Raw genomic sequence first — 24752 nt, 5'->3', positions numbered from 1 at the left:
ATCTACCGACGGGAGCTGCACAGCCATGGAACCTCGTTCCTCGGGGCTGCAACGGCTCGTACGCGAGATGGCCAAGTTCGGGGCTGTCGGCGGCGCCGGCGTCCTGGTCAACCTCGCCGTCTTCAACCTGGTCCGGCACGTCTCCGACCTGCCGGTCGTGCGTGCCAGCATCATCGCGACGGTCGTGGCCATCGTCTTCAACTACGTCGGCTTCCGGTACTGGACCTACCGGGACCGCGACAAGAGCGGCCGCACCAAGGAACTCACGCTGTTCCTGCTGTTCAGCGCGGTCGGCCTGGTGATCGAGAACGGCCTGCTCTACCTGGCGACCTACGGCTTCGGCTGGGACAGCCCGCTGCAGAGCAACGTCTTCAAGTTCGTCGGCATCGGTGTCGCGACCCTGTTCCGGTTCTGGTCGTACCGCAGCTGGGTGTTCCGGACGCTGCCGGCCCGGGAGACCGTGGCGAGCGCGGAATCGATTCTCGACCGGGAGTCGTCGCAGCAGCAGCCCGCGCCGCGGCAGCGCGTTCCGTAACTTCCTCGACAGCGGACGGTTCTCGCCGGCCGACGGTCCCGCGCTAGCGGACCGTCGGCCGGTCCTCGTCCGTCTTGCGTGCCGGGGGCGTGCGGGAGAGGAACAGGCCGAAGACCGGGGGCTGCGCCTGGAGCAGCTCCAGCCGGCCGCCGTCGGCCTCCGCGAGGTCCCGGGCGACGGCCAGGCCGATGCCCGTGGAGTTACGGCCGCTGATCGTGCGCTCGAAGATCCGGGCGCCGAGGTCGGCCGGCACGCCCGGCCCCTCGTCGGTGACCTCGATCACGGCCTGGTTCCCGGTGACCCGGGTGCGCAGGGCGACGGTGCCGCCACCGTGCATGAGCGAGTTCTCGATCAGCGCGGCCAGCACCTGGGCGACCGCGCCCGGCGTGCCCACCGCGGTCAGATGCCGCTTGCCGGAGCTGACGACGGCCCGGCCGGCACTGCGGTAGGCGGGCCGCCACTCGGCGAGCTGCTGCTGGATCACCTCGTCCAGCTCGAAGGAGACCGCGGAGCCGGTACGCGGGTCGCGCGAGTTGGTCAGCAGCCGCTCCACCACGTCGGTCAGCCGTTCCACCTGTGTCAGCGCGATGGTGGCCTCGTCCTTCACGGTGTCCGGGTCGTCGGTGAGGGTGATCTCCTCCAGACGCATGGACAGCGCGGTCAGCGGCGTACGGAGCTGGTGGGAGGCGTCGGCCGCGAGGCGCCGCTCGGCCGTCAGCATGCGCCCGATCCGCTCGGCGGAGGAGTCCAGCACATCGGCGACCCGGTCCAGCTCGGGGACGCCGTACCGCTTGTGCCGCGGACGCGGGTCGCCGGAGCCGAGGCGCTCGGCGGTCTCGGCGAGGTCGGTCAGCGGGGAGGCGAGCCGGTTGGCCTGCCGCACGGCGAGCAGCACCGCCGCCACCACCGCGAGCAGCGCGACCAGCGCGATGATCAGCAGGGTCCGGCCGACCTCCCGGGTCACGGCGGAGCGGGGCTCCTGCACGGTGACCGTCTCGCCCTCCTCGCCGTGCTGCGTGGAGTGGATGGTGTCGCCCTCGGGCCTGCTGCCGATCTCGATGGGCGCCTTGCCGGGCATCCGGATGACCGCGTACTGGTCCTTGCTGACCGGGTTGCGCAGCACGTCCGCGTTGACGTTCTCCGCGGCGAGGATCCGGCTGTCCACGATGCTGGCCAGCCGGACCGCCTCCGACTCCACCCGCTCCTGGGCACTGTTGCTGATCGTCCGCGTCTCCACGATCACCAGGGAGATCCCGAAGACGGCGATCACCACGAGGACGACGGCGAGGGTGGACTGGATGAGACGTCGGCGCATGCTCCGCTACCTGTGGCCTGTGGTGATCGCTGGGCCCGGGCTCAGCTCTTCTCGAAACGGAAGCCCACGCCCCGCACCGTCGCGATGTACCTCGGGTTCGCCGCGTCGTCGCCGAGCTTCTTGCGCAGCCAGGAGATGTGCATGTCGAGCGTCTTGGTCGACGACCACCAGGTGGTGTCCCAGACCTCGCGCATCAGCTGGTCCCGGGTGACCACGCGGCCGGCGTCCCGCACCAGCACCCGCAGCAGGTCGAACTCCTTGGCGGTGAGCTGGAGTTCCTCGTCGCCCATCCAGGCGCGGTGCGACTCGACGTCGATCCGCACCCCGTGCGTGGCCGGCGGCTGCTGCGGCTCGGCGGCACCGCGCCGGAGCAGCGCCCGTACCCGGGCGAGCAGTTCGGCGAGCCGGAAGGGCTTGGTGACGTAGTCGTCGGCGCCCGCGTCCAGGCCGACGACGGTGTCCACCTCGTCGGCCCGTGCGGTCAGGATGAGGATCGGCACGGTGTGGCCGTCGGCGCGCAGCCGGCGGGCGACCTCCAGGCCGTCCATGCCGGGCAGGCCCAGGTCCAGCACGACCAGATCGACGCCGCCCTGCATTCCGGCGTCGAGCGCGGCGGGTCCGTCCTCGCGCACCTCGACCTCGTAACCTTCCCGGCGCAGGGCGCGGGCCAGCGGCTCCGAGATGGACGCGTCGTCCTCGGCGAGCAGTACACGGGTCATGAGGTGATGGTAGACCGCCCGCGTGCGGTGCCGGGGCGTGATCCGTTCCAGGGATTCTTACCTTCGCGCTCCACTGGTACGAACCATTGACCTGGGGATGCGATCGTAGAAGGGGCCTTCGAACCCGCGCCCGCGGTTCCCGCGACACCTGTGATCCGCGTCTCAAGACCTTCCATATCCGGCAGTGTCCTGCCGTATGGTGACCTGAACGCCTGTAGTACACACCGGGGACCTTTGGCGGGCAGTAGACGCTGAAGGTCTCTTTTGTGTACGGGCTGACCAAGATCAGCCTTGAAAGGAATGACCTCTGGCCGGGCTCCGGACGCGACGCAGCGTCGTGGGGCGTGGATCCCGGTGGTCGCGTCCGCCGCTCCGCGATCCGGAACGGGCTCCCCCTGGGCGTGGGGGTGGACGACCGACCTGCCGGTGCCGGCCGCACCCCCACCGGGCGCGCAACGCTCCAGCCGCGCGTCCCGACCAGCAAGGAACGACCATGGCGTCCAGCCTGACGAAGGACTCGGTCCGACCGGGCACCCCCGGTTCCGAGAAGACCTTCTTCGGCCACCCCCGCGGACTGGCCACCCTCTTCATGACCGAGATGTGGGAGCGTTTCTCCTACTACGGCATGAGGGCTCTGCTCCCGCTGTATCTGGTGGCCCCGGGTGGCCTGCACCTGAGTGCGGGCACGGCGAGCGCGATCTACGCGGTGTACCTGTCGCTCGTGTACCTGCTCACCCTGCCCGGCGGCTGGTTCGCCGACCGTGTACTCGGCCCCCGCAAGACGGTCGCCGTCTCCGGCATCGTCATCATGCTCGGCCACCTGTGCCTCGCGGTGCCCGCCGCCGCGAGCTTCTACGTCGGCCTCGTCCTCGTCGCCATAGGTTCGGGTCTGCTGAAGGCCAACATCTCGACGATGGTCGGCCACCTCTACGACGGCCCGGAGGACCCGCGCCGCGACGGTGGCTTCACCCTCTTCTACATCGGCATCAACCTCGGTGCGTTCGTCGCGCCGCTGGTCATCGGCACCGTCGGTGAGAACGTCAACTGGCACCTGGGCTTCGCGCTGGCCGCGCTCGGCATGGCGCTGGGTCTGGTCCAGTACCTGCTGGGCGGGCGCCACCTGAACGCCAGGAGCGGCGAGGTCCCGACCCCGCTGTCGGCCGAGGAGAAGGCCGCCACGCTGCGCAAGGGCCTGATCTGGCTGGCCGTCGCCGCGGTCTTCTACGGCGTCGTCGGCGGCACCGGCCACTTCACGCTGAACTGGGCGCTGATCCCGCTCACGCTCATCGGTCTGATCGTGCCGATCCTGGTCATCGCCCGCATCCACCGGGACAAGGACCTGGACACCGCCGAGCGTTCGAAGGTGTCGGCGTACATCTGGTTCTTCGTCGCCGCCGCCGTCTTCTGGATGATCTACGACCAGGGCGGTTCGACCCTGTCGCTGTTCGCCGAGAAGAGCGCCGAGAACTCGGTCCTCGGCTGGGACTTCCCGGTCTCCTGGTACCAGTCGGTCAACCCGGTCATGATCATGGCCCTGGCGCCCGTCTTCGCCTGGCTGTGGCTGTGGCTGAACCGGCGCGGCAAGGAGCCGAGCACGATCGTGAAGTTCTCCTCCGGCCTGGTGCTGGTCGGCGCGTCCTTCTTCGTCTTCCTCGCCCCGCTGTCGATCGCCGAGGGCGGTCACAAGGCCGCAGCGATGTGGCTGGTCGCGATCTACTTCGTGCAGACGGTCGGTGAGCTGACGCTGTCGCCGGTGGGTCTGTCCGTGACGACGAAGATGGCGCCGAAGAAGTACGCCTCCCAGATGATGGGCGTCTGGTTCCTCGCGGTGACCGCGGGTGACTCCGTCACCGCCCTGCTGTCGAACCCGGCCATCGGCGGCGTCAACCTCGACAAGATGGGCTTCGTGGCCCTGGAGGCCGGGCTCGCCGTGGTCGCCGGTGTCGCGGTGTGGATGTACCGCAACAAGGTCAAGAAGCTGATGGGCAACGTCAACTAGTCGTTCGGACGTGCCCGGCGGAGGGCCGCCGCACCCAGACGGGTGCGGCGGCCCTCCTGGCGTCTTCCGGGGCGGCGCGGGGCGCCGGTCACCGCGTCCTGCGCCGTGGCATGCAGGTGAACACCGCCGCACCCAGCAGGATCGCCGTGCCCGCCACCAGGCCCAGGGCCTTCAGCGCGCCGTGGTCGCCGGCGCCGGTCTCGGCGAGCCCGCCGTCGCCGCCGCCGCTGCCGCTCGCACCGGAGGTGCCGCCGGACGACGACGAGCCGCCGGAGGTCGAGGTGCCGCCCGCGGCGCCGCCGGGCTGCCCGGTGGTGTCCAGGGTGAGCGAGACCGCCGTCTTCACCGGCGTGCACGTGGTGGTCGTACCGAGCGCCTTGACCGTCAGCACGCCCGGGGACAGCGTCGAGGAACCGCTCGCGCCGGGCTTGTAGACGCCGGTGAGGTCGGGGATCTCGATCGGGTCGCCCGCTTTGACGGGGCTCGCGTTGGCCGGCCCCTCCACGTGCACCGTGCCCTTGTCGGCGCCGCCCAGCACCACCTCCATGGACGGCTTCACCGAGTCCTTCGGGATCTGCGCGGGGCTGTCCATCACCGACTTCTTGAACTGCACGGTCAGGGCGTAACTCCCGCCGTTCCTCCTGGCGTTGATCTGCACCGGCGAGGTCGCGGCCTTGTCGCCGATCGGCGTCTTGCAGGCGTACGGGACCTGCACCTCCTTGCCGGTGAAGTCGGTCTGTCCGGTGCCGCCGGTCGCCGTCGGGGAGGCGGTGTGCGTCGGGGTGGCGGTGTGCGTCGGGGTGGGCGTCGTCGTCCCGGTGGGCGTCGCGGTGGGCGTGCCGCCGCCGGCCGCCGTCACCTGGATCGTCGCCGCCTTCTGCACGGTCTCCTTGGGCGCGCACTTGGTGTCGGTCGACATCGCGTTGACGGTGTACGCGTCCGGAGTCAGCGTCACCTCGCCCGCCGCGGTCAGTTTCAGCGCGCCCTTCATGTCCGAGAGCACCATGGCGCCGCCCTTGGGGATCGCGGGGTTCTCCCGGGGTCCTCGCATCGCGACGTCGGCGGTCTGCGCACCGGCGGCCTTCAGCACACCGGACGGCTGCACGGAGTTCGCGGGCAGGTCGATGATGTCCGGGTTCCTGGACGCCGCCTGGACGAACTTCCACCCGATGTCCACCGTGTCACCCACCTTCGCCGTCGCCGGCGCGGTGATCTCGACCTTCGTGGTGCCGTCGACGGGGTCGATGCCCGCGGGCGGCACGCAGTGGGTGGCGTACGACACCTCGGCCGCCTGCGCGGGGGCCACCGCGGGGCCCAGCAGGACCCCCGCCGCGCAGAGCACCAGCAGGGCGCCCGTCCTCCCGGCCGTCGGGCCTCTCCTTCGCATGCTCACGTGGGTCCCTTCGTGGTGGGAGTCGTAGGACTCGTCGGGCTGTCGTCGTGCGGTGCGGAGGACCGGCCGGCCGGGCCGCCCGGAGCGGAGTCCGGGGTGAACCACGGCAGGGTCGGAGTCGTGTCGGCCGGAGCGGCCGCGGGGGCCGGTGGGCCGCCGGTACGGGAGCGTGGGAGGGGCGGACGCGGGCGCACCGCGGGCCGGGGCAGGCGCCGCCGGTGGCCGGCGCCGCCCGGACGGCGCGGCCGGACCCGGTCCACCACGGCCATGCCGACGCGGAACAGCGCGGCGGGGACGACCAGGCAGAGCAGGATCCAGAACAGGGTCACGCCCCACGGCCGGCCCACCGCCCACGGCTGCACGGCGAGCACCCGGCCGGCGTACCGCAGCGTCACGGTGTAGTCGCCGTGTGCCCCGGCCGACAGCTCGACCGGCAGTTCGATCTGCGCCTTCTCCCCCGGCTGCAGGGTGCCGTGCCACTGCCGCTCGTCCCACTCGGGGGCGAAGACGCCGTGCGCGGTGCCGACCCGGAACACCGGGTTCTCGATCGCGCCCGCGCCGGTGTTGCCGACGGTGAGGACCAGGGTGCGGCTCGGCGGCGCCCCGAACCAGGTCAGCAGGCCGCCCGAGCCGGTCAGCCGGGTGTCGGAGAGCACCGCCAGCCGGCCCGCGGAGCGCTCGGCGGGCAACGGGCTCACGGGATGCCCGGCGACCTCCAGGACGGTGTCCGCCTCGGCCCCGGCGCCGGTGACGGTGGCCACGTGGACGACGCAGGGGCAGGGTACGGGCGGTTCGGCGACCGGCAGTTTCCGGCTGAAGCGGCCGTAGGCGTCGGTGGTCACGGCCCTGCCGTCGCCGTTGGCGCAGGAGTTGGTGCCGCCGATGACGCCTCGGGCCGGGGTGGCCCGCCCGCACACCAGCATCATCAGCAGCGCGCCGGGCCGCCAGCCGGTGCCGCTGACGGTGACCGAACCGCCGGTACCGGCCTGGGACACCGACAGCTTCACCGCCGGTCCGACCGCCGCCCCGGCCTGGCCGGCCGGGCCTGTGAGGGCCAGCAGCAGCGCGGCGAGGGCCGGCAGCACGATCCGCCTCACGACACCGTTCCCGTCGGCTCGGCCGCGGCCGGGCGGGGTACGGACCGCGCGCGGTCGCCGCGCCGCCGCAGGAGTACGGCCGTACCGGCGGCCACCGCCGCCGAGCAGCCGGCCACCGCGCCCCACGGCACGCACGCGGTCGACGCGTCCGCGGTGTCGCGTGCCCCGCCCGCCGTGACCGTCAGCCGGATCCGCACCTCGTCCAGCACCGGCCGGTCGGACCACGGCTCGCTGAGCGTGCGGCGGGCACCCGGCGGCAACCGGACGGGCAGGGGACGCGGGGCCCGGTCCAGGACCCGGCCGAAGACACCGTCGGCACGCACCGCGACCCTCGGCACGAGGGGGGTCGTACCGCGGTTGACCAGCTCGTACGTGATCCGGTCGGCGTGTACGGCGAGGTGCTCGACGGTCAGCGCGGCAAGCGCGGGGCCGCCGACACGCAAACGGACCGGCACGGTCGCGGTACGGCCGCGCTCGTCCCGCGCGACGATCGCGCCGGTGCGGTCGCCGGGCCCGGCGTCCCGCGGCACGGTCACCGTGAAGGGCACCTCGGCGCGGGTCCGGGCAGGGATCCGCAGGCCGCTGCGGGCGAACACCGCCGGGACACCGGCGCCGCGCAGCCGGACCGCGACGGGGGTGCGCCCGGGGTTGGTCACGGCCACCGTGTCCCGCAGGACCGTGCCCGCCACGCCCTCGGCGTAGAACGCGGGCCGCCCGCCCCCCAGAGGCGCGAGCGACCACCCGCCGGGCCGCGCGACGGCCCGCGGCGCGGCGGCGAGCAGCGCGACCGCCAGGAGCGAAACGGCGAGAACGGCGACGAGCACGCGCGGGGGCGTACGTGGGGGGCATACGGGGCGCTGGGTCGTGCGCGGGGTGCTCGGGGTGCGCGGGGTGCGCGGCTGAGTGCGTAATGGGCGCGGCAGCGTGCGCGGGGTGGGCGATGGGCGCGGGGGCATGTGCGCGGTGCGCGGTGGGCGCGGGGGCATGCGCGAAGGGCGCGGCAGCGTGCGCGGGCTACGCGGGGGCGGGCCGAGGACGCCTGCGGCGGGCGGCGCGGCACCGGTCAGCAGGGTGGCGAACGGCAGGAGCAGAGCGGCGAACGCGGACGGCCGGCGGAGGGGCCGGGTGGTGCGCCAGGGGGTCGGCAGCGTGCGCGAGGGACGCGAAGGCGCGCGCAGGGGCCGGGCGGTGCGCGAGGGGGTCGGCAGCGTGTGTGGGGAGCGCGAAGGCTCGCGCAGGGTCCGCGCGGTGCGCGAGGGGCTCGGCAGCGTGCGTGGGGGACGCGGGGACGGGCCGAGGACGCTTGCGGCGGGCTGCATGGGCGGCTCCAGCGGTGGTGGCCGGGCGGTTCAGCGGGCGGCGCCGGGGCGGCGGGTGCGGTCCGGCCGGGGCGGCGGCTCGGTCCCGGGTCCGGTCGGGGCCGGTCAGCGGTGGGCGGTCTGGTTCCGCCGGGTCAGCCACAGGGCCGCCGCCGCGCCGGCCAGGAGGACCGTGCCGCCGAGCGTGCCGAGGGCGACCGCCGAGTCCTCGGGGCCGGTCTGCGGCAGCTGCCTGCCTCCGGAGGAGGAGCCACCCGAGGCGGACGAGGAGGATCCGCCGGAGGAGGCACCGCCGGGTGCCGTCACGTCCAGGGTCAGGGACGCCTTGGGGCTGTTGGTCGGTGTGCAGGTCGTGGTCGTACCGAGCGCCCTGATGGTGAGCGTGCCCGCCGTGAAGGTGACCTTGCCGCTCTTCTTCGGTGTGTAGGTGCCGCTCAAGTCGCTGATTTTGATGGGGGTGTTGGCGGGGATGGCGGCGGCGTTGGCGGGGCCGCTGACCGCGAGCGTGCCGCTGTCGGCGCCGCCCAGCCCGATGGTCGCGCTCGGGCTCATCGCCCCCTTGCCCAGCTCGACCGGGCTGGAGGAGACGCCCTTCTGCCAGGACATGGTGATCCGGTAGCCGCTGCCGCTCTTGACGCCCCTGATGTCGATGGGCGAGAGGGCGCTCTTGACTCCGATCGGCGTCTGGCAGCGGTAGTTGACGTCGACGACGTCGGCGTGGGCCGCCGGGGCGGCCAGCAGCACCGCGGAGCCGGCCAGGGCCGCGGCGGACGCGAGCGCGAAGGTTCGTTTCGGGTACGACACGGTCGGTCCACCCCGTTCATTCCTGACGACGTATCAGATTCGGCGTCAAGGTACGCCCGGAGCCGTGAGGAAGGAAGACGCGTCACACGCCGGAGTTGTGCTGAGCCGGCGTGTGCGACGTGATGCTGGAGTGGAGACGGGGACCCTGGTGACCGCCGGGACGGTCAGGCGGGCGCACCCAGCTCCGCCCACACCCTCTTGCCCGGAGCGTCGGGGACGCGGACCACGCCCCAGTCCAGGCACAGCCGCTGCACGATGAACATGCCGTGGCCACCGGGGCGTCCGGCGCGGTGCGGGGTACGCGGGGCCGGCTGGCCGGCGCCCCGGTCGGAGACCTCGACCCGGATCACCTTGTTGTCGCAGGAGAGCAGCAGCTCGTCGGGCCCCTCGGCGTGCAGGCAGGCGTTGGTGACCAGTTCGGAGACGACCAGCAGGACGTCCTCGGCGGCGGCCCGCTGGTCCGCGGTGGCGGCGGGCAGCCAGCCCCAGGCGTACAGCGCCTGCCTGGTGAAATCACGGGCGAGCGGGACGACGCCGCTCTCGCCCTCCAGGCGGAGTCTGCGCACCTGCCGGCCACGGACCTGCGGTGTGCCGTCGGTCGGACCGGACGGCACGGACGGCGCGGCCGCCCCCGTGGCTGCGCCGACAGCGGGCGCATCCCCCTCGGACGCCCCGGAAGCGCCGCTGGGCTCCGGGCCGCGGTCGCCCGGCGAGTAAGGCCGGGTGGTGCTCATCAGCGCTTCACCTCACCGATTCACCAGTTCAGGATGGAAAAGTCCGGTCAACAGTCCGGCAGCAGTCCGGCTCAGGGCGCGGCACCGCGGGCGCCGGCCGGCCGTCACGGCGACCGGCCACCGGTCGGGCGCCGTGCGCCCGCCGATCGGGCGGGGTCCCGTACCCGCCCGTCCGCCGGACGCGCGTTCCGTCCAGGCCGTTCGTCCGCGCGCCCCGCCCGGGCCGTTCGCCGGATCCCGCGGGATCCGGCGGCCGGCGGCCTGCAGGACGCCTCCTGCCTTCTTCTGCCCTCTCCTGCCCGACCGATCCGCGAGAACACCACCGTGTTCGGCGTGACTCACGCAACGCCGACGGGGGCCGGTGCGCGGACCGGGCCGGAGGGGGAGGCGCGGCGCGTTCAGTCGGCACCGTCGGCCAGGGCCGCCTCCACGGAGTCGTGAACGGTGAAGACCGCCTCCGCGCCTGTGATCTCGAACACGCGGGCGACCACCGGCAACATTCCGGCCAGATGGACCCCGCCACCGGCGGCGTCCGCCTTCAGTCTCGCGCCGAGCAGGACGTTCAGCCCCGTGGAGTCGCAGAACTCCAGGCGTGAGCAGTCCACCACAAGCCGCGAGAAGCCCTTGTCCAGGAGGTCGTCGAGGGGCTCGCGCAGAAGATCGGCGGTGTGGTGATCGAGCTCACCCGCCGGTGTCACAACGGCGCTGGAGCCCTCTTCCCGCACCTCCACCAGAAGCCGGCCCGACTGTGCGCTGCCGACCGTCCCGTGGTCCATGCCGTCTCTCTCCCGAGGTCGTGGCTGCTGATGCCCTCGAACATTACGCCTTCCATGCGCACTCCGACACCCGAACATCCGCACACAATCGGACATAGCGGCACAGAATGCACTTGCGACTCTCTCGGTGCAGCGGGTAGGGCTAGTAACGACACACATTTCTACACGCCGGCTTCGGAGGCGCCGCACACCGCAGTGCACGTACTGGCTTCGGCAGCCATATGCCGAGAACGATGGAGGACACCCATGTCACCCCGGCTCGACGCATCGCATACCCCGATCGCGACGTCGACACCCCCACCGGAACAACTGGATCATCCCATCGACGCCCTCGATCCCTTCGAGGGACTCCCGGAGATCCCCCCGTACGACGAGATCGGCCCGGTCGACGCGCGGGCCTTGTCCAAGACTCTCTTCGAGCGTCTCGAGTCGCTGGAGGAGGGGACGTACGAGTACTCGTACGTCCGCAACACCCTCGTCGAGCTCAACCTCGCGCTCGTCAAGTTCGCCGCCTCCCGCTTCCGCTCCCGCAGCGAGCCGATGGAGGACATCGTCCAGGTCGGCACCATCGGCCTGATCAAGGCGATCGACCGCTTCGAACTCTCCCGCGGTGTGGAGTTCCCCACATTCGCGATGCCGACCATCATCGGCGAGATCAAGCGGTTCTTCCGTGACACCTCGTGGTCCGTGCGCGTCCCGCGCCGGCTGCAGGAGCTGCGGCTCGACCTCGCCAAGGCGGGCGACGAGCTGGCGCAGCAGCTGGACCGCGCCCCCACGGTCACGGAACTCGCCGAGCGCCTCGGCATCTCCAACGACGAGGTCGTCGAGGGCATGGCCGCCTCGAACGCGTACACCGCCTCCTCGCTGGACGCCCAGCCCGAGGAGGACGACTCCGAGGGCGCGCTGGCGGACCGCATCGGATACGAGGACCACGGGCTGGAAGGCATCGAGTACATCGAGTCGCTCAAGCCCCTGATCGCCGAACTCCCCTCCCGGGACCGGCAGATCCTCTCCCTGCGTTTCGTGGCGAACATGACCCAGTCGGAGATCGGCGAGGAACTGGGCATCTCCCAGATGCACGTGTCCCGGCTGCTGTCGCGCACGCTGGTACGGCTGCGCAAGGGGCTGACGGTGGAGGAGTGACCTCCGTCCGGCCCGTGTGAGCGGCCCGTGCGAACGGGGCCTCGAGGGCGGGACGGGACAGCCGGAACGGCCTGCGGGAAGCGGCCCGGCCCATGACGCCGGGCCGCTTCGCCGTGTCCGCGGCCCGGTTCACCGGCTGCCGGGTACCCGGCACCCCGACCCTCATACCCGGACCCTCGAGCGGTCACCGGCGGGAGGAGCGGGCTGTGCACGACGCCGGCGAGCGCCCCGGACGGACGGTGGCGGACCGGGGACGGAACGCGGCCGGGCACGGCAGCGGCCGGGAGTACGCCGGTGGCCGCCGAAGACAGCCCTGTGGGGGCCTGTGGGGCCGGGGCGGGGCCGGAAGCCGCCCGCTGGAGGCTCGCAGCAGCCCTGTGGAGGCCGGGGGCGCCGCGGTGGAGACCGCCTGACCGGTGCGCCGTCGGCGGTCCGGCCGGCCGGACCGCCGACGGCCGGCCGAGCCGCTCGAAGCCGGCCGCCGCCGGGGAGAACGTACCGACCGCCCCGCCCGCCCCTGCCTCCGACCGCCGGTCAGACGACGCGTACGCCGCCGCGCCACACCCCGCTGACCAGCGGCACTCCCGGCCGGTAGGCCAGGTGGACGTGGCTCGGGGCGTCCAGGAGCATCAGGTCCGCGCGGGCGCCCGGGGTGAGACGGCCGATGTCGGTGCGGCGGAGGGCGGCCGCGCCGCCCGCCGTGGCCGACCAGACCGCCTCGTCGGGGGTCATCCGCATGTCACGGACGGCCAGGGCGATGCAGAAGGGCACCGACGAGGTGAAGGACGAACCCGGGTTGCAGTCGGTGGAGAGGGCGACCGTCACGCCCGCGTCCAGGAGACGGCGGGCGTCCGGCCACTCGGCGCGGGTGGAGAACTCGGCGCCGGGCAGCAGGGTGGCGACCGTACTGCCGTGGGCGAGGGCGTCGACGTCCGCGTCCGTCAGGTGCGTGCAGTGGTCGGCGCTCGCCGCGTCCAGTTCGACGGCCAGCTGGACGCCGGGGCCGTAGGAGAGCTGGTTGGCGTGGATGCGCGGGTGCAGGCCCTTCGCCTTGCCGGCCGTGAGGATCGCGCGGGCCTGGTCGCCGTCGAAGGCGCCCTTCTCGCAGAACACGTCGATCCAGCGGGCGTGCGGGGCGCAGGCGTCCAGCATCTCGCCGGTGACCAGGGCGACGTAGGCCGCCGGGTCGTCGGCGTGGTCGGGGGAGACGATGTGCGCGCCGAGAAACGTCACCTCGTCGGTGTGCTTCGCCGCGAGGCGCAGGGCGCGCGCCTCGTCCTCGACGGTGAGGCCGTAGCCCGACTTCGTCTCGAACGTCGTCGTGCCCTGGCGGAGGGCCTCGTCGAGATAACGGGTGAGGTTCGCCTCCAGTTCCGCGTCGCTCGCGGCCCGGGTGGCCGCGACCGTGGTGCGGATGCCGCCCGCGGTGTAGGAGCGGCCGGACATACGGGCGTTGAACTCCTGCGTCCGGTCGCCCGCGAAGACCAGGTGGGAGTGGGAGTCGACGAAGCCCGGCAGCACCGCCCGGCCGCCCGCGTCGACCCGGTTGTCAGTGGCGGGTGCTTTGCTTGACTCACCGGTCCACACGACGCGGTCGCCCTCGATGACGACGGCCGCGTCCTGGACCAGTCCGAGGGGGGATCCGTCGCCCAGGGAGGGGTCGTTGGTGACCAGCGTGGCGATGTTGGTGATGACCGTGCTGCTGCTCATGGTGTCGTCCTTGTGGGGTTCGGCGTTCCTCGGCCGGGCGTCTCTCAGCCCCGCAGGGCTTGGACCGCGCTGTCCAGCGCCCGCGGCACATCCGGCACGAGCGTGTGCGCACCGTCGCGTACGACGTGCCGGCCGCCCACGACCGTGTGCCGTACGTCCGCCGCGCTCGCCGCGAATACGGCCGTCTCGGCGCCCAGTCTGGGCAGTGTCCCCGCCGTCCTGACCGAGTCCAGGGCGATCGTCGTCAGATCGGCGAGTGCGCCCGGCTCGATGGTGCCGGCGTCGGCCCAGCCGAGGGCGGCGTGACCGTCGGCGGTGGCGGCCCGCAGCAGCGCCGCGGCGGTCCAGTGGCCCCGGGTGCGGGTGCGCAGCCGCTCGTCCAGCTCCATCGCGCGCGCCTCTTCGAGCAGGTCGATGACGGCGTGGCTGTCGGAGCCGAGGGAGAGCGGGGAGCCGGCCCGCTGGAGGGCGACGGCCGGGCCGATGCCGTCGGCCAGGTCCCGCTCGGTGGTGGGGCACATGCAGGTACCGGTGCCGGTGCCGCCGAGCAGGCTGATGTCCTCGTCGGTGAGGTGGGTGTTGTGCACGCCGGTGGTGCGCGGCCCGAGGACACCGTGGTCGGCGAGCAGCCGGGCGGGCGTGCGGCCGTGCGCGGCGAGGCACGCGTCGTTCTCCGCGGTCTGCTCCGACAGGTGCACGTGCAGCGGGGCCCGCCGCTGCTCGGCCCAGCTCGCCACGGTCCCCAGCTGTCCGGCGGGTACGGCCCGTACGGAGTGGATCGCCGCCCCGATCCGCGCGTGTTGCCGCTCCTTGAGAACTGCACAGCGTTCGGCCCACGCCTCCGCGCTGCCGTCGGAGAACCGCGCCTGGTGGGCGTTGGGCGGTTCGCCGAAGCCCGCGGAGAGGTAGCAGGTGTCGAGGAGGGTGATCCGGATGCCGGCCTCGGCGGCGGCGGCGATCAGCGCCTCACCCATGGCGTTGGGATCGGCGTAGGGGGTGCCGCCGGGGGCGTGGTGCACGTAGTGGAACTCGCCGACACAGGTGACGCCGGCGAGCGCCATCTCGGCGTACACCGCGCGGGCCAGGGCGTGATAGCTCTCCGGGGTGAGCCGGTCGGCGACGCCGTACATGACCTCGCGCCAGGTCCAGAAGGTCCCGGAGCCGACCTGGACGGTGCCGCGCAGCGCCCGGTGGAAGGCGTGCGAGTGGGCGTTGGCGAGGCCCGGCAGGGTGAGCCCGCGCAGCACCTCGGCGCCGGGCGGCGGCGCGGGTGTCCCGGTGCGGACGGCGCTGATCCGGCCGTCCGCGACCTCGATCACGACTCCCGGCTCGACGTGGGGGTCGAGCCAGGCGTGCTCCAGCCAGTACGTCGCGTCGGTCACCTGCTGGCCAGCCCTTCCAGTACGTCGGCGAGTGCGCGCACCCCGGCCACGCAGTCGTCCTCGGCCGCGAACTCGGCCGGGGAGTGCGAGACACCCGTGGGGTTGCGTACGAACAGCATGGCGGTCGGGATGCTCCCGGAGAGGATTCCGGCGTCGTGTCCGGCACCGGTTCCGAGAACCGGCACCTTCAGGCCGGTGTCCTGGCCCAGGATGCGTCCGAGTTCGTCGCGCAGGGCGTGGTCGAACTCGACGACCGGGGTGAAGGACTCCCGGACGACGTCGAGGTCGACGCCGTGGGCGTCCGCGTGCTCCCGGGCCGCCTTCTCGATGGCGCCGACGACGCTGTCCAGGGTCTCCTGGCCGGCGGCGCGCGAGTCGAGCCAGCCGCGCACCAGGGAGGGGATGGCGTTGACGCCGTTCGGCTCGACGGCGATCTTGCCGAAGGTGGCGACGGCGCCGGCGAGTTCGGCCTCGCGGCGGGCGGCGAGCACGGTCTCGGCGTAGGACGGCATCGGGTCGCGGCGGTCCGCCAGCCGGGTCGTACCGGCGTGGTTGGCCTCCCCGCGGAAGTCGAACCGCCAGCGGCCGTGCGGCCAGATGGCGCTGGCGATGCCCACGTGGTCGCCGGAGAGGTCCAGCGCGCGGCCCTGTTCGACGTGCAGTTCCACGAAGGCGCCGATCCGGGCCAGCCGTCCGGGGTCGGGCCCGATGGCCTCGGGGTCGTACCCGGCGGCCTCCATGGCGCGCGGCAGGCTGACTCCGTCGCCGTCGGTGAGCCGGTGGGCCTGTTCGACGGTCAGCTGCCCGGCGGTGAGCCGGGAGCCGACACAGGCGAGCCCGAACCGGGCGCCCTCCTCGTCCCCGAAGTTGACGATGGCGAGCGGCCTGCCGAACTGCGCTCCCCGGTCGCGCAGTTCGTCCAGCGCGGCGAAGGCGGACACGACGCCGAGGGGTCCGTCGAAGGCCCCGCCGTCCGGCACGGAGTCCAGGTGCGACCCGGTGACGACGGCGTTCCCGGCGGCCGGGTCCCCGAGCCAGGCCCACTGGTTGCCGTTCCGGTCCACCTCGTACGTGAGCCCGCGCGCCTCGGCCTGTTCCCTGAACCAGGCCCGGCACTCGGCGTCGGCGCCCGTCCAGGCGAAACGGCGGTAGCCGCCGGAGGCGGAGCTGCGGCCGATCGGCAGCAGCTCCGCCCACATGCTGTGGAAGGTCACGCCAGGTCACCCTCGCGCATCGGCACCCGGACCCCGCGCTCCTGGGCGACGGACTCCGCGATGTCGTACCCCGCGTCCACGTGCCGGATGACGCCCATGCCGGGGTCGTTGGTCAGCACCCGGCGGATCTTCTCCCCGCCCAGCTTGGTGCCGTCGGCCACCGTCACCTGGCCGGCGTGGATGGAGCGGCCCATGCCGACGCCGCCACCGTGGTGGATGGAGACCCAGGAGGCACCGGAGGCGACGTTGACCATGGCGTTCAGCAGCGGCCAGTCGGCGATCGCGTCGGAGCCGTCGAGCATGGCCTCGGTCTCGCGGTACGGGGAGGCGACGGAGCCGCAGTCGAGGTGGTCGCGGCCGATGGCCAGCGGGGCCGCCAGCTCGCCGGAGGCGACCATGTCGTTGAAACGCTCGCCGGCCTTGTCGCGCTCGCCGTAACCGAGCCAGCAGATGCGGGCGGGCAGTCCCTGGAAGTGGACGCGCTCGCGGGCCATCGTGATCCAGCGGGCCAGGGACTCGTTCTCGGGGAACAGCTCCAGGATCGCCTTGTCGGTCTTGGCGATGTCGGCCGGGTCGCCGGACAGGGCCGCCCAGCGGAAGGGGCCCTTGCCCTCGCAGAAGAGGGGGCGGATGTAGGCCGGGACGAAGCCGGGGAAGGCGAAGGCGCGGTCGTAGCCGGCGAGCCGGGCCTCGCCGCGGATGGAGTTGCCGTAGTCGAAGACCTCGGCGCCGGCGTCCAGGAAGCCGACCATGGCCTCGACGTGCTTGGCCATCGACTCGCGGGCGCGGGTGGTGAAGCCGGCCGGGTCCTTCGCGGCGGCGTCGGCCATGTCCTCGAAGGCCACGCCCACCGGCAGGTACGACAGCGGGTCGTGGGCGGAGGTCTGGTCGGTGACGATGTCGATGGGCGCGTTCATCGCGAGGAGCTGCGGGACCAGCTCGGCCGCGTTGCCGAGGACGCCGATGGACAGCGGGCGGCGGGCGTCGCGGGCCTCGGTGGCCAGCTGCAGCGCGTGGTCGAGGTTGTCGGCCTTGACGTCCAGGTACCGGTGCTCGATGCGGCGCTCGATGGCACGGGGGTCGCAGTCGATGCAGAGGGCCACGCCGTCGTTCATGGTCACGGCGAGCGGCTGGGCGCCGCCCATGCCGCCGAGGCCGGCCGTGAGCGTGATCGTGCCGGCCAGGGTGCCGCCGAACTTCTTCGCGGCGACGGCGGCGAAGGTCTCGTAGGTGCCCTGGAGGATGCCCTGGGTGCCGATGTAGATCCAGGAGCCGGCGGTCATCTGGCCGTACATGGTCAGGCCGAGGGCCTCCAGACGGCGGAACTCCTCCCAGTTGGCCCAGTCGCCGACCAGGTTGGAGTTGGCGATGAGGACGCGCGGGGCCCACTCGTGGGTCTGCATCACGCCGACCGGGCGGCCGGACTGGACCAGCATGGTCTCGTCCTGCTTGAGGGTCCGCAGGGTGCGGACCATCGCGTCGAAGGAGCGCCAGTCACGGGCGGCCTTGCCGGTGCCGCCGTAGACGACGAGCTTGTCGGGGTGCTCGGCGACCTCGGGGTCGAGGTTGTTCTGCAGCATCCGCAGGGCGGCCTCCTGCTGCCATCCCAGGGCGCTGAGTTCCGTACCGCGCGGCGCTCGTACGGGGCGGGGTCCCGACATCGTCTGCCTCCTTCATGCCTACGTCTATTCACATCCTGTCGTTCTGAATAGAGCTAGTCAATAGATCGGGGCGGCCACGTCCGCGCCCGGCGGGTGTTTGGCTGGGAACACCGGTGACCGACACAGGACAGGGAAGCCGTAGCCGACACAGGACGGGGAAACCGTGGAGCGGGAGTACACGCAGGAGCACGAGCGGGCGATCGACAGCGAGGCCCGGGAGCGGGTGGCCCGGCGGGACCGGGCGGTGCGGGCCGCGGTCGAGCAGGGGCTGCTGGGCCCGGACACGGCCGTGGTGGGGCTGCTGGACGTCGTCGGCATCCAGGAGGCGGCGGCCGGTCTGCGGGCGGCCTTCGACGCGGTCACGGCACCCGGCACTCCGGTGCTGCACGCCTTCGCGGTGAAGGCGACCCCGCTGGTGCCGGTGGTGCGCCTGCTGCACGAGGCGGGCATCGGCGCGGAGGTGGCGAGCCCCGGCGAGCTGGCGCTGGCCCGGGCAGCCGGGGTGCCGTCCGCCCGGACGGTGCTGGACTCCCCGGCGAAGACACCGGCGGAGCTGCGCGAGGCACTGGCCCTCGGCATCGCCGTGAACGCGGACAACCCCCAGGAGCTGGACCGCCTGGACGCCCTGGTCGGGACCGCGCCGACCCGGTCCCCGCTCGGCCTGCGGGTCAACCCGCAGATCGGCGGGGGCACCATCGGGGCGACCTCGACGGCCACCCGGACCTCGAAGTTCGGCGTGGCGCTGCGGGACGAGGGAGCGCGCGACTGGGTCGTCCGGGCGTACGCGCGGCGGCCGTGGCTGACCCGGCTGCACGCGCACACCGGCTCGCAGGGCATCCCGCTGCCGCTGCTGGCCGAGGGAGTGGCGCAGGTGTACGCGCTCGCGGAGGAGATCAACGCCGCAGCCGGGCGGCGGCAGGTCGACACGGTCGACATCGGCGGCGGGCTGCCGGTGAACCTCGCCTCGGAGGGGACGGCACCGTCGTACGCGCAGTACGCGCACCTGCTGGCCGCCCGGGTGCCGGGGCTGTTCGACGGGCGGTACGGACTGGTGACCGAGTTCGGGCGGTCGCTGCTCGCCAAGCACGGGACGGTGGTGGCCCGGGTGGAGTACGCCAAGAGCGCGGGCGGGCGGCGGATCGCGGTGACGCACGCGGGCGTGCAGGTGGCGACACGGACGGTGTACGCGCCGGGCAGCTGGCCGCTGCGGATCGCCGCGTACGACGCCGAGGGGCGGCCGAAGACGGGGCCGGCGGTGGAGCAGGACATCGCCGGTCCGGCCTGCTTCTCCGGCGACCTGCTCGCCGAGGGACGTGCGCTGCCCCCGCTGGAACAGGGCGACTACGCGGCGGCGCTGGACACCGGCGCGTACTATTTCGCCCACCACTACGCCTACAACTCCCTGACCCGGCCGGGGATCCACGGCTTCGCACCGGACGGCGGCGGCACGGCCTTCGCGACCGTGCGGGAGGCGCAGACCGTCGCCGAGGTCGTGGCGGAGTCCGGAGGGGCGCACGCGTCCGCACTCACCGCCCTCCACGCACCCGGGAGCCGTTGACACACCCCGGCCATCTGCCGAACAACTGAATCAACGGCCGCGCAACACACGCCAGTTGAACAACACTAGTACGCCGGACGCATGTTCCACCGGAAAATGCCAAAGGCCTCACCTCTCGCGCACACGTTGCGTAGTGTCGACGTCACTCAGCCGGAGTCCCAGGCGGGAGGGGAGCCACGGTGCCCGGAATCGACGAGTGTCTGCTGGAAGCGATGAGGCTGCCCGGCGCCAGGGGAGCCGCGTTGGTGGACTGGACGAGCGGACTGGCCCTCGGCACGGTCGGGGAGGCCCCCGGCGGGGACCACGAGACGACCGCCGCCGAGGCCGCCGAACTGGCCCGAATAGCCGCCGAACACGGCACCTTCACGGCGCACGGCGACGACCCGCCGCCCGTCGAGGACGTGATCATCAGCAACGGTGACAGCTATCACCTGCTGCGCTTCGTGGACACGTCCTTCGACAGCAGCGTGTTCCTGCACCTGTGGCTCGGCCGCGAGGAGGGCAACCTCGCCCTCGCCCGGATCCGGCTCGGCGAGATGGCCGCCCGGCTGGTGCTGGGGTGACCGTGGTCAGGACCCCTCCGCCGGCGCTCCCCATACGGGACAGGAGGGTCACGCGCGCCGTGTCACCGATGCTGACCCGGCTGGCCGAGGAGCGGGCCACCGGCGTCCTGGTCCGCGAACACGGCGTCCTGCACCTCGCCGAGGGCCGGGTGGTGCACGCCGAGAGCCCCCACGCCCCGGGCCTCGACGTGCTCCTCACGGCCCACGGCACCCTCGCGGGCGCCGCCTGGCAGCGGGCCGCGGCACAGAGCCCGGGCCCCCCGCACGCGGCCGAACTCCTGCTGCGCTCGGGGGTGCTGCCCACCGGCGCGCTGGAGCTGTGCCACCTGGACGCGCTGTACGACGCCGGGTACTTCGCGCTGGCCCCGAGCAGCACCCCGGGCCACTTCCGGTACGACCCGGCGCCCCGGCTCGGCCCGCTGCCCTCGGTCCCGGTCGTCGCCCTGGAGCGCGAGACACTGCGCCGTCGCCTGCTGCTGCACCGGATGTGGCCCGACCCGGCCGCCGACAGTGCCCCGCTGGTCCGCGCGGCCCCGGGCGCCGGGCGTGCCCCGGCCGCGCCGGTCACGCCCCGGCAGCGGGCCGTCCTGGACCGGGTGGACGGCCTGCGCACGGCCGCCGACATCGCCCGGAACCTGGGCCGGCAGGCGTTCCACACCCTGGTCGACGTACGCCGGCTCACGGCGGCCGGGCACATCAGGCCGGCGGCACCGGCGCCGCCGGCCCTCGCGCCGCCCCCGCACCACCCGGTCACCACCGACCCCGACATCGCGCTGCTGAAGAGGCTCAGGGATGCGCTGGAGGCGCTTTGAACGGCACCGCCCCGCCGAGAGGAGACACCTGATGGTGGCCGAAGAGGACCTGCGGACCGTCCTGGACGAGCTGCTGCGGCTGCGCACCCGGGTACCACAGCTCACCGGCGCCCTCGCGGCCGGCGTCGACGGTCTCGTCGTCGCCCACGACACCCCTGGCGTCGATCCGGAGGGCCTGGCCGCGCTGACCGCCGCCGCGCTCGGCGTCGCCGTACGGGTCACCGACGCCACCGGGCACGGCGGCTTCCGGGAGCTGCTGGTGCGCGGCGAGCGCGGCTACATCGCCACCTACGCGGCCGGCCGCACCGCCGTGCTGACGCTGCTCGCCCAGGACCGGGTCAACGTCGGCCGGCTGCACCTGGAGGGCCGCCGGGCCGGCGCCCGCATCGGGGAGCTGCTGGACGCCGCCGAGGCCGCCGCCCGGGCCGTACCCACGACCGCCCGGATCCCGCCCGCACGCACCCGCACCGCACGCGCGCCACGCGCCACGACCACCGAGACACGCACCGCGACAGACAGCTGAGAGGACCACCATGGCCAACACCGAGACCGCACTGAAGGAAGCCCTCACCTCGATCGAGGGTGCCACCGGCGTCGCGCTCGTCGACTACACCAGCGGCATGGCGCTGGGCACGATGGGCGGCGGCAAGAGCTTCGACCTGAACGTGGCCGCGGCCGGCAACACGGACGTCATCCGCGCCAAGATGCGCACGATGGAGATGCTCGGTCTCAAGAGCGAGATCGAGGACATCCTCATCAGCCTGTCGGACCAGTACCACCTGATCCGTCTGCTCAAGAGCCGGGGCGGCAACGGCCTGTTCCTCTACCTGGTCCTGGACGCGAGCCGGGCCAACCTGGCGATGGCCCGGCACCAGCTGAAGCGGATCGAGGAGGAGCTGGAGGTCTGACGGCTCCTCAGACGAGCGCCGGGGTACGGCGGCGCGCCCCGCCCGGGGCCGCGTCGCCGGCCGCGATGCCCGTGCCCCGCAGCCCCTTGACGGCCTTGCCGGCCGGGCGCCCGCCGCTGCGGTCGAGCCAGTCGACGCGTACCCACAGCAGCGTCTGACCGGCCCGCTCCAGCCGTCCGAGCCAGACGGCCTTCAGCCGCAGCCCGGTGCCGAGCCCGGCCAGCAGCATGCCGCCGGCCGCGGGCACGACGAAGGCGGAGCCGAGGGCGGCCGCCCAGCCCAGCAGCAGCCACCAGCGGTGCCCGCGGCGCCAGGCGCGCACGGTCACCGCGCGGTCCTGCAGCACGTCGTACCTGCCCGCGCGGGCCGCCCCGCGGGCGAGGGCCGTGTACCGGCCCCGGCGGGCCAGCGCCACGCCGGCGGCGCCCACCAGGAACAGCGCCGCCCCGGCCAGGACGCCGATCCGGCGCCCGGTCAGTCCCTCCGGAACGGCACCGGTCCCCGCGGCGACCACCCCGAGCCACCACAGCGGGGCGACACCCGCCCGTACGACGACGGCCACCCGGGCCAGTCCCTGTCCGCCGCGCCCTGCGCGTCCTTCACGTCCTGCGCGCGCCACGTCAGCCTCCCGTGTCACGTGTCCTCACAGCGCACCACTCTCGCGAGGACGTTACCGGCGGAACGTGAGACGAATCTGAGAGCGGCGGGGTCCCCCGCTCATTCGACGAACAGCCCGCGGGCCGCCGCCCGTGCGTCGAACTCCTCCAACCGGGCCTGGGCGTCCGGCAGATCGTCGCAGAGCGCCTCCAGCAGCACCCGGCCGAGCAGCATCGGCGCGCACGCGGTGTCGAAGGCGAGCCCGGTGCCGACGGCGGCGGGCAGCAGCAGGTCGGAGTGTTTGGCGACCGGCGCGAACGCCGAGTCGGCGACCGTGACCACGGTCAGGCCCGCGTCCCTGGCGTAGGCGAGGGTGTCCACCACCTCGCGCGGATGCCGGGGCAGCGCGAAGCACAGCAGCGCGGTGGCGCCGGCACGGACCGCGGCGTCGATGCGGTCGTGGATCATCGTGCCGCCCTCGTTCAGCAGCCGGACGTCCGGGTGGACCTTGGCGGCGAAGTAGGCGAAGCCGTACGCCTGGGAGGCGGCGGCGCGCAGTCCGAGCACCGGCAGCGGGCGGGAGGCGGCGAGGATCCGGCCGGCCTTCTGCACCGGGCGCGGGTCCGCGAGCAGTTCGGCGAGGTGCCTGAGGTTCTCGATCTCGGCCTCGACGGCCTGCTGGTACTCGTTGTAGGCGCCGGCCTCGGTGGCCGGTTCGGCCGGGACGACCTCGCGCAGGTGCCTGCGCAGGGCGGGATAGCCGTCGAAGCCGAGGGCGACCGCGAACCGGGTCACCGACGGCTGGCTGACCCCGGCCAGTTCGGCCAGCTCCACGCTGGACAGAAAGGGCACGTCGGCGGCCCGGCGCACCATGCTGTGCGCGATGCGGCGCTGGGTCGGCGTGAGCCGGTGACCCTCGAACAGCGCCTGCAACCGGTTCGCCGGACTGTCGGTCACGCTCATTCCGTACTCCCCCTCCAGATCTCCTCGCCGCCCCGGGAGAGTACAGCGCCGGGGCATTGACAAACACAGGCCGCGTATTCAGAAAGTGTGTCGCTGCATACCGTTATACAGCCCAGTGTGGGGAGAACGCATGGCACAGCTTGTGGAACTGCGCTCCATCGACGTCGTCCCGGACGAGGAACGGCACGGCACGGCCTTCGGTCAGTTCACGCTGTGGCTCGGGGCCAACCTGCAGATCACGGCCGTCGTCACGGGCGCCCTGGCGGTCGTCTTCGGCGGTGACGTGGTGTGGTCGGTCACCGGCCTGCTGCTCGGCAACCTGCTCGGCGGCGCGGTGATGGCCCTGCACTCCGCCCAGGGCCCGCGCCTCGGCCTGCCGCAGATGATCCAGTCCCGGGCCCAGTTCGGGGTCCGCGGGGCGGTCGTACCGCTGCTGCTGGTGGTCGTGATGTACGTCGGCTTCTTCGCGTCCGGCAGCGTGCTCGCCGGGCAGGCGGTGGGCGAGCTGACGCACACGGACGACACGACCGGCATCGTCGTCTTCGCCGCCGTCACGGCGGTCACGGCGACCGTCGGCTACCGGGTCATCCACGCCCTCGGCCGCGTCGCGAGCGCCGTCTGCGCGCTCGCCTTCGTCTATCTCGCCGTACGACTGCTGGACCGTGCCGACGTCTCCGCGCTGCTGCACGACGCGCACTTCTCGCTGCCGGTGTTCCTGCTGGCGGTGTCCCTGTCGGCGTCCTGGCAGCTGGCGTTCGGCCCGTACGTGGCGGACTACTCCCGCTATCTGCCGCGTACGACGTCCACGAAGGCGACCTTCTGGTGGACGCTGTCCGGCTCGGCGCTCGGCTCGCAGTGGTCGATGACCTTCGGGGTGCTGGTGGCGGCCACGGCGGGCGAGAGGTTCCTGGACAGCCAGGTCGGCTATGTCGTCGCCCTCGGCGGCACGGGCCTGGCCGCGTCCTTCTTCTACTTCGTCATCGCGCTCGGCAAGCTCACCGTCAACGTCCTGAACACCTACGGCGGCTTCATGTCGATGGTGACGTGCGTGAGCGGATTCCGCGGGCAGCGGCGGCTGTCCCGGGCGGGCCGGGCCGCGTACATCGCGCTGGTCATGGTGGCCGGCACCACGGTGGCCCTGCTGGGCAAGGACAGCTTCCTGTCCTCCTTCAAGGACTTCCTGCTGTTCCTGCTGACGTTCTTCACGCCCTGGTCGGCGATCAACCTGGTCGACTACTACCTGATCGCCAGGGAGCGCTACGACCTCCCGGCCCTCACCGACCCGAACGGCCGCTACGGCGCCTGGCGCTTCGACGCCCTCGCCGTGTACGCGGCCGGGCTCCTCGCCCAGCTGCCCTTCCTCGCCACGAGCTTCTACACCGGCCCGCTGGTGGATCCCCTCGGCGGCGCGGACGTCTCCTGGATCGTCGGCCTGGCCGTGCCCGCGCTGCTGTACTGGCTGGTCGCGCGCCGCGGGAGGGTGGTTCTCCCGGCCCCGGAACCGGGGGTTGACCCCAGTGCGGCGCAGCGGACCGCTCTCTAGGCTGACC

Annotated in this window: 23 protein-coding genes; 9 read left to right on the top strand and 14 right to left on the bottom strand. The window is 73.1% G+C overall.

Annotation, left to right across the window (positions count from 1 at the left end):
• The first annotated feature begins 25 nt into the window (after positions 1 to 25).
• Positions 26 to 535, top strand: coding sequence for a GtrA family protein (locus AB0B40_RS01295; protein WP_345052846.1), 510 nt, complete (start codon positions 26 to 28; stop codon positions 533 to 535).
• Between the two features lie 43 nt (positions 536 to 578).
• Here AB0B40_RS01295 and AB0B40_RS01290 read toward each other — a convergent pair whose 3' ends face one another.
• Both AB0B40_RS01290 and AB0B40_RS01285 read right to left on the bottom strand, forming a co-directional pair.
• A complete protein-coding gene (locus AB0B40_RS01290; protein ID WP_345052848.1) occupies positions 579 to 1850 on the bottom strand; it encodes an ATP-binding protein in 1272 nt (423 codons plus the stop codon).
• A 41-nt stretch (positions 1851 to 1891) separates the two neighbouring features.
• Positions 1892 to 2569: a response regulator transcription factor gene (locus AB0B40_RS01285; protein WP_030653180.1), complete on the bottom strand. Its 678-nt coding sequence runs from the start codon at positions 2567 to 2569 to the stop codon at positions 1892 to 1894.
• A gap of 493 nt (positions 2570 to 3062) precedes the next feature.
• Here AB0B40_RS01285 and AB0B40_RS01280 point away from each other — a divergent pair, with 493 nt between their 5' ends.
• Positions 3063 to 4568: an oligopeptide:H+ symporter gene (locus AB0B40_RS01280; RefSeq protein WP_345052851.1), complete on the top strand. Its 1506-nt coding sequence runs from the start codon at positions 3063 to 3065 to the stop codon at positions 4566 to 4568.
• Positions 4569 to 4656: 88 nt separating this feature from the next.
• Here the strand turns inward: AB0B40_RS01280 and AB0B40_RS01275 are convergent, their stop codons facing one another.
• From AB0B40_RS01275 to AB0B40_RS01250, 6 genes are all read right to left on the bottom strand, one after another.
• Positions 4657 to 5955 carry a hypothetical protein gene (locus tag AB0B40_RS01275; RefSeq protein WP_362261931.1) on the bottom strand — a complete coding sequence of 433 codons (1299 nt, stop codon included), beginning with the start codon at positions 5953 to 5955 and terminating at the stop codon, positions 4657 to 4659.
• 2 nt (positions 5956 to 5957) lie between these two features.
• Positions 5958 to 7058 carry a hypothetical protein gene (locus AB0B40_RS01270; protein ID WP_362261928.1) on the bottom strand — a complete coding sequence of 367 codons (1101 nt, stop codon included), beginning with the start codon at positions 7056 to 7058 and terminating at the stop codon, positions 5958 to 5960.
• Entirely contained in the window at positions 7055 to 7882 is an 828-nt protein-coding gene (locus AB0B40_RS01265) for a hypothetical protein (RefSeq protein WP_362261925.1), read from the bottom strand. Before AB0B40_RS01265 ends, AB0B40_RS01270 begins: the two co-directional genes overlap by 4 nt.
• 600 nt (positions 7883 to 8482) lie before the next feature.
• Complete coding sequence (locus AB0B40_RS01260; protein WP_362261922.1) at positions 8483 to 9181, bottom strand: LPXTG cell wall anchor domain-containing protein; 699 nt, start codon at positions 9179 to 9181, stop codon at positions 8483 to 8485.
• Between the two features lie 164 nt (positions 9182 to 9345).
• Complete coding sequence (locus AB0B40_RS01255; RefSeq protein WP_345052862.1) at positions 9346 to 9915, bottom strand: ATP-binding protein; 570 nt, start codon at positions 9913 to 9915, stop codon at positions 9346 to 9348.
• A gap of 398 nt (positions 9916 to 10313) precedes the next feature.
• Positions 10314 to 10691: an STAS domain-containing protein gene (locus AB0B40_RS01250; protein WP_161293920.1), complete on the bottom strand. Its 378-nt coding sequence runs from the start codon at positions 10689 to 10691 to the stop codon at positions 10314 to 10316.
• A 246-nt stretch (positions 10692 to 10937) separates the two neighbouring features.
• Between AB0B40_RS01250 and AB0B40_RS01245 the strand changes: the two genes are divergently transcribed.
• Positions 10938 to 11834, top strand: a complete 897-nt coding sequence (locus AB0B40_RS01245; RefSeq protein WP_362261917.1) for an RNA polymerase sigma factor SigF — start codon at positions 10938 to 10940, stop codon at positions 11832 to 11834.
• A 534-nt stretch (positions 11835 to 12368) separates the two neighbouring features.
• On the opposite strand, the gene hutI is transcribed toward AB0B40_RS01245, so the two are convergent.
• Genes hutI through hutU form a run of 4 tightly spaced genes read right to left on the bottom strand, consistent with a single transcriptional unit; the run spans position 12369 to position 17801 of the window.
• A complete protein-coding gene (hutI, locus tag AB0B40_RS01240; protein WP_362261914.1) occupies positions 12369 to 13544 on the bottom strand; it encodes an imidazolonepropionase in 1176 nt (391 codons plus the stop codon).
• A 44-nt stretch (positions 13545 to 13588) separates the two neighbouring features.
• Positions 13589 to 14926, bottom strand: a complete 1338-nt coding sequence (locus tag AB0B40_RS01235; protein WP_345052868.1) for a formimidoylglutamate deiminase — start codon at positions 14924 to 14926, stop codon at positions 13589 to 13591.
• A complete protein-coding gene (locus AB0B40_RS01230; protein WP_345052869.1) occupies positions 14923 to 16140 on the bottom strand; it encodes an allantoate amidohydrolase in 1218 nt (405 codons plus the stop codon). The genes AB0B40_RS01235 and AB0B40_RS01230 overlap by 4 nt, the downstream gene beginning before the upstream one ends.
• Positions 16137 to 17801: a urocanate hydratase gene (gene hutU / locus AB0B40_RS01225; protein WP_362261910.1), complete on the bottom strand. Its 1665-nt coding sequence runs from the start codon at positions 17799 to 17801 to the stop codon at positions 16137 to 16139. Before hutU ends, AB0B40_RS01230 begins: the two co-directional genes overlap by 4 nt.
• 199 nt (positions 17802 to 18000) lie before the next feature.
• On the opposite strand from hutU, the gene AB0B40_RS01220 reads away from it, so the two are divergent.
• The 5 genes from AB0B40_RS01220 (at position 18001) to AB0B40_RS01200 (ending at position 21642) form a co-directional block, all read left to right on the top strand.
• Positions 18001 to 19359, top strand: a complete 1359-nt coding sequence (locus AB0B40_RS01220) for a diaminopimelate decarboxylase (RefSeq protein WP_362262047.1) — start codon at positions 18001 to 18003, stop codon at positions 19357 to 19359.
• Positions 19360 to 19538: 179 nt separating this feature from the next.
• A complete protein-coding gene (locus AB0B40_RS01215) occupies positions 19539 to 19922 on the top strand; it encodes a hypothetical protein (RefSeq protein ID WP_345052873.1) in 384 nt (127 codons plus the stop codon).
• Complete coding sequence (locus AB0B40_RS01210; protein ID WP_345052876.1) at positions 19919 to 20734, top strand: transcriptional regulator; 816 nt, start codon at positions 19919 to 19921, stop codon at positions 20732 to 20734. The genes AB0B40_RS01215 and AB0B40_RS01210 overlap by 4 nt, the downstream gene beginning before the upstream one ends.
• 31 nt (positions 20735 to 20765) lie before the next feature.
• On the top strand, positions 20766 to 21257 hold the full coding sequence (locus AB0B40_RS01205) for a roadblock/LC7 domain-containing protein (RefSeq protein ID WP_345052878.1): 492 nt from the start codon (positions 20766 to 20768) through the stop codon (positions 21255 to 21257).
• Between the two features lie 10 nt (positions 21258 to 21267).
• Positions 21268 to 21642: a hypothetical protein gene (locus AB0B40_RS01200; protein WP_345052880.1), complete on the top strand. Its 375-nt coding sequence runs from the start codon at positions 21268 to 21270 to the stop codon at positions 21640 to 21642.
• Positions 21643 to 21649: 7 nt separating this feature from the next.
• Here AB0B40_RS01200 and AB0B40_RS01195 read toward each other — a convergent pair whose 3' ends face one another.
• Together AB0B40_RS01195 and AB0B40_RS01190 are read right to left on the bottom strand one after the other, a co-directional pair.
• On the bottom strand, positions 21650 to 22204 hold the full coding sequence (locus tag AB0B40_RS01195) for a hypothetical protein (protein ID WP_362262044.1): 555 nt from the start codon (positions 22202 to 22204) through the stop codon (positions 21650 to 21652).
• A gap of 155 nt (positions 22205 to 22359) precedes the next feature.
• A complete protein-coding gene (locus tag AB0B40_RS01190; protein ID WP_345052882.1) occupies positions 22360 to 23202 on the bottom strand; it encodes a MurR/RpiR family transcriptional regulator in 843 nt (280 codons plus the stop codon).
• Positions 23203 to 23332: 130 nt separating this feature from the next.
• Between AB0B40_RS01190 and AB0B40_RS01185 the strand changes: the two genes are divergently transcribed.
• Entirely contained in the window at positions 23333 to 24745 is a 1413-nt protein-coding gene (locus AB0B40_RS01185) for a cytosine permease (protein WP_362261905.1), read from the top strand.
• The last annotated feature ends 7 nt before the right edge of the window (positions 24746 to 24752 follow it).

The sequence above is a fragment of the Streptomyces sp. NPDC042638 genome (assembly GCF_040647235.1).
GTDB lineage: Bacteria > Actinomycetota > Actinomycetes > Streptomycetales > Streptomycetaceae > Streptomyces > Streptomyces rameus.
This window is presented reverse-complemented; position numbering and strand designations above follow the sequence as displayed.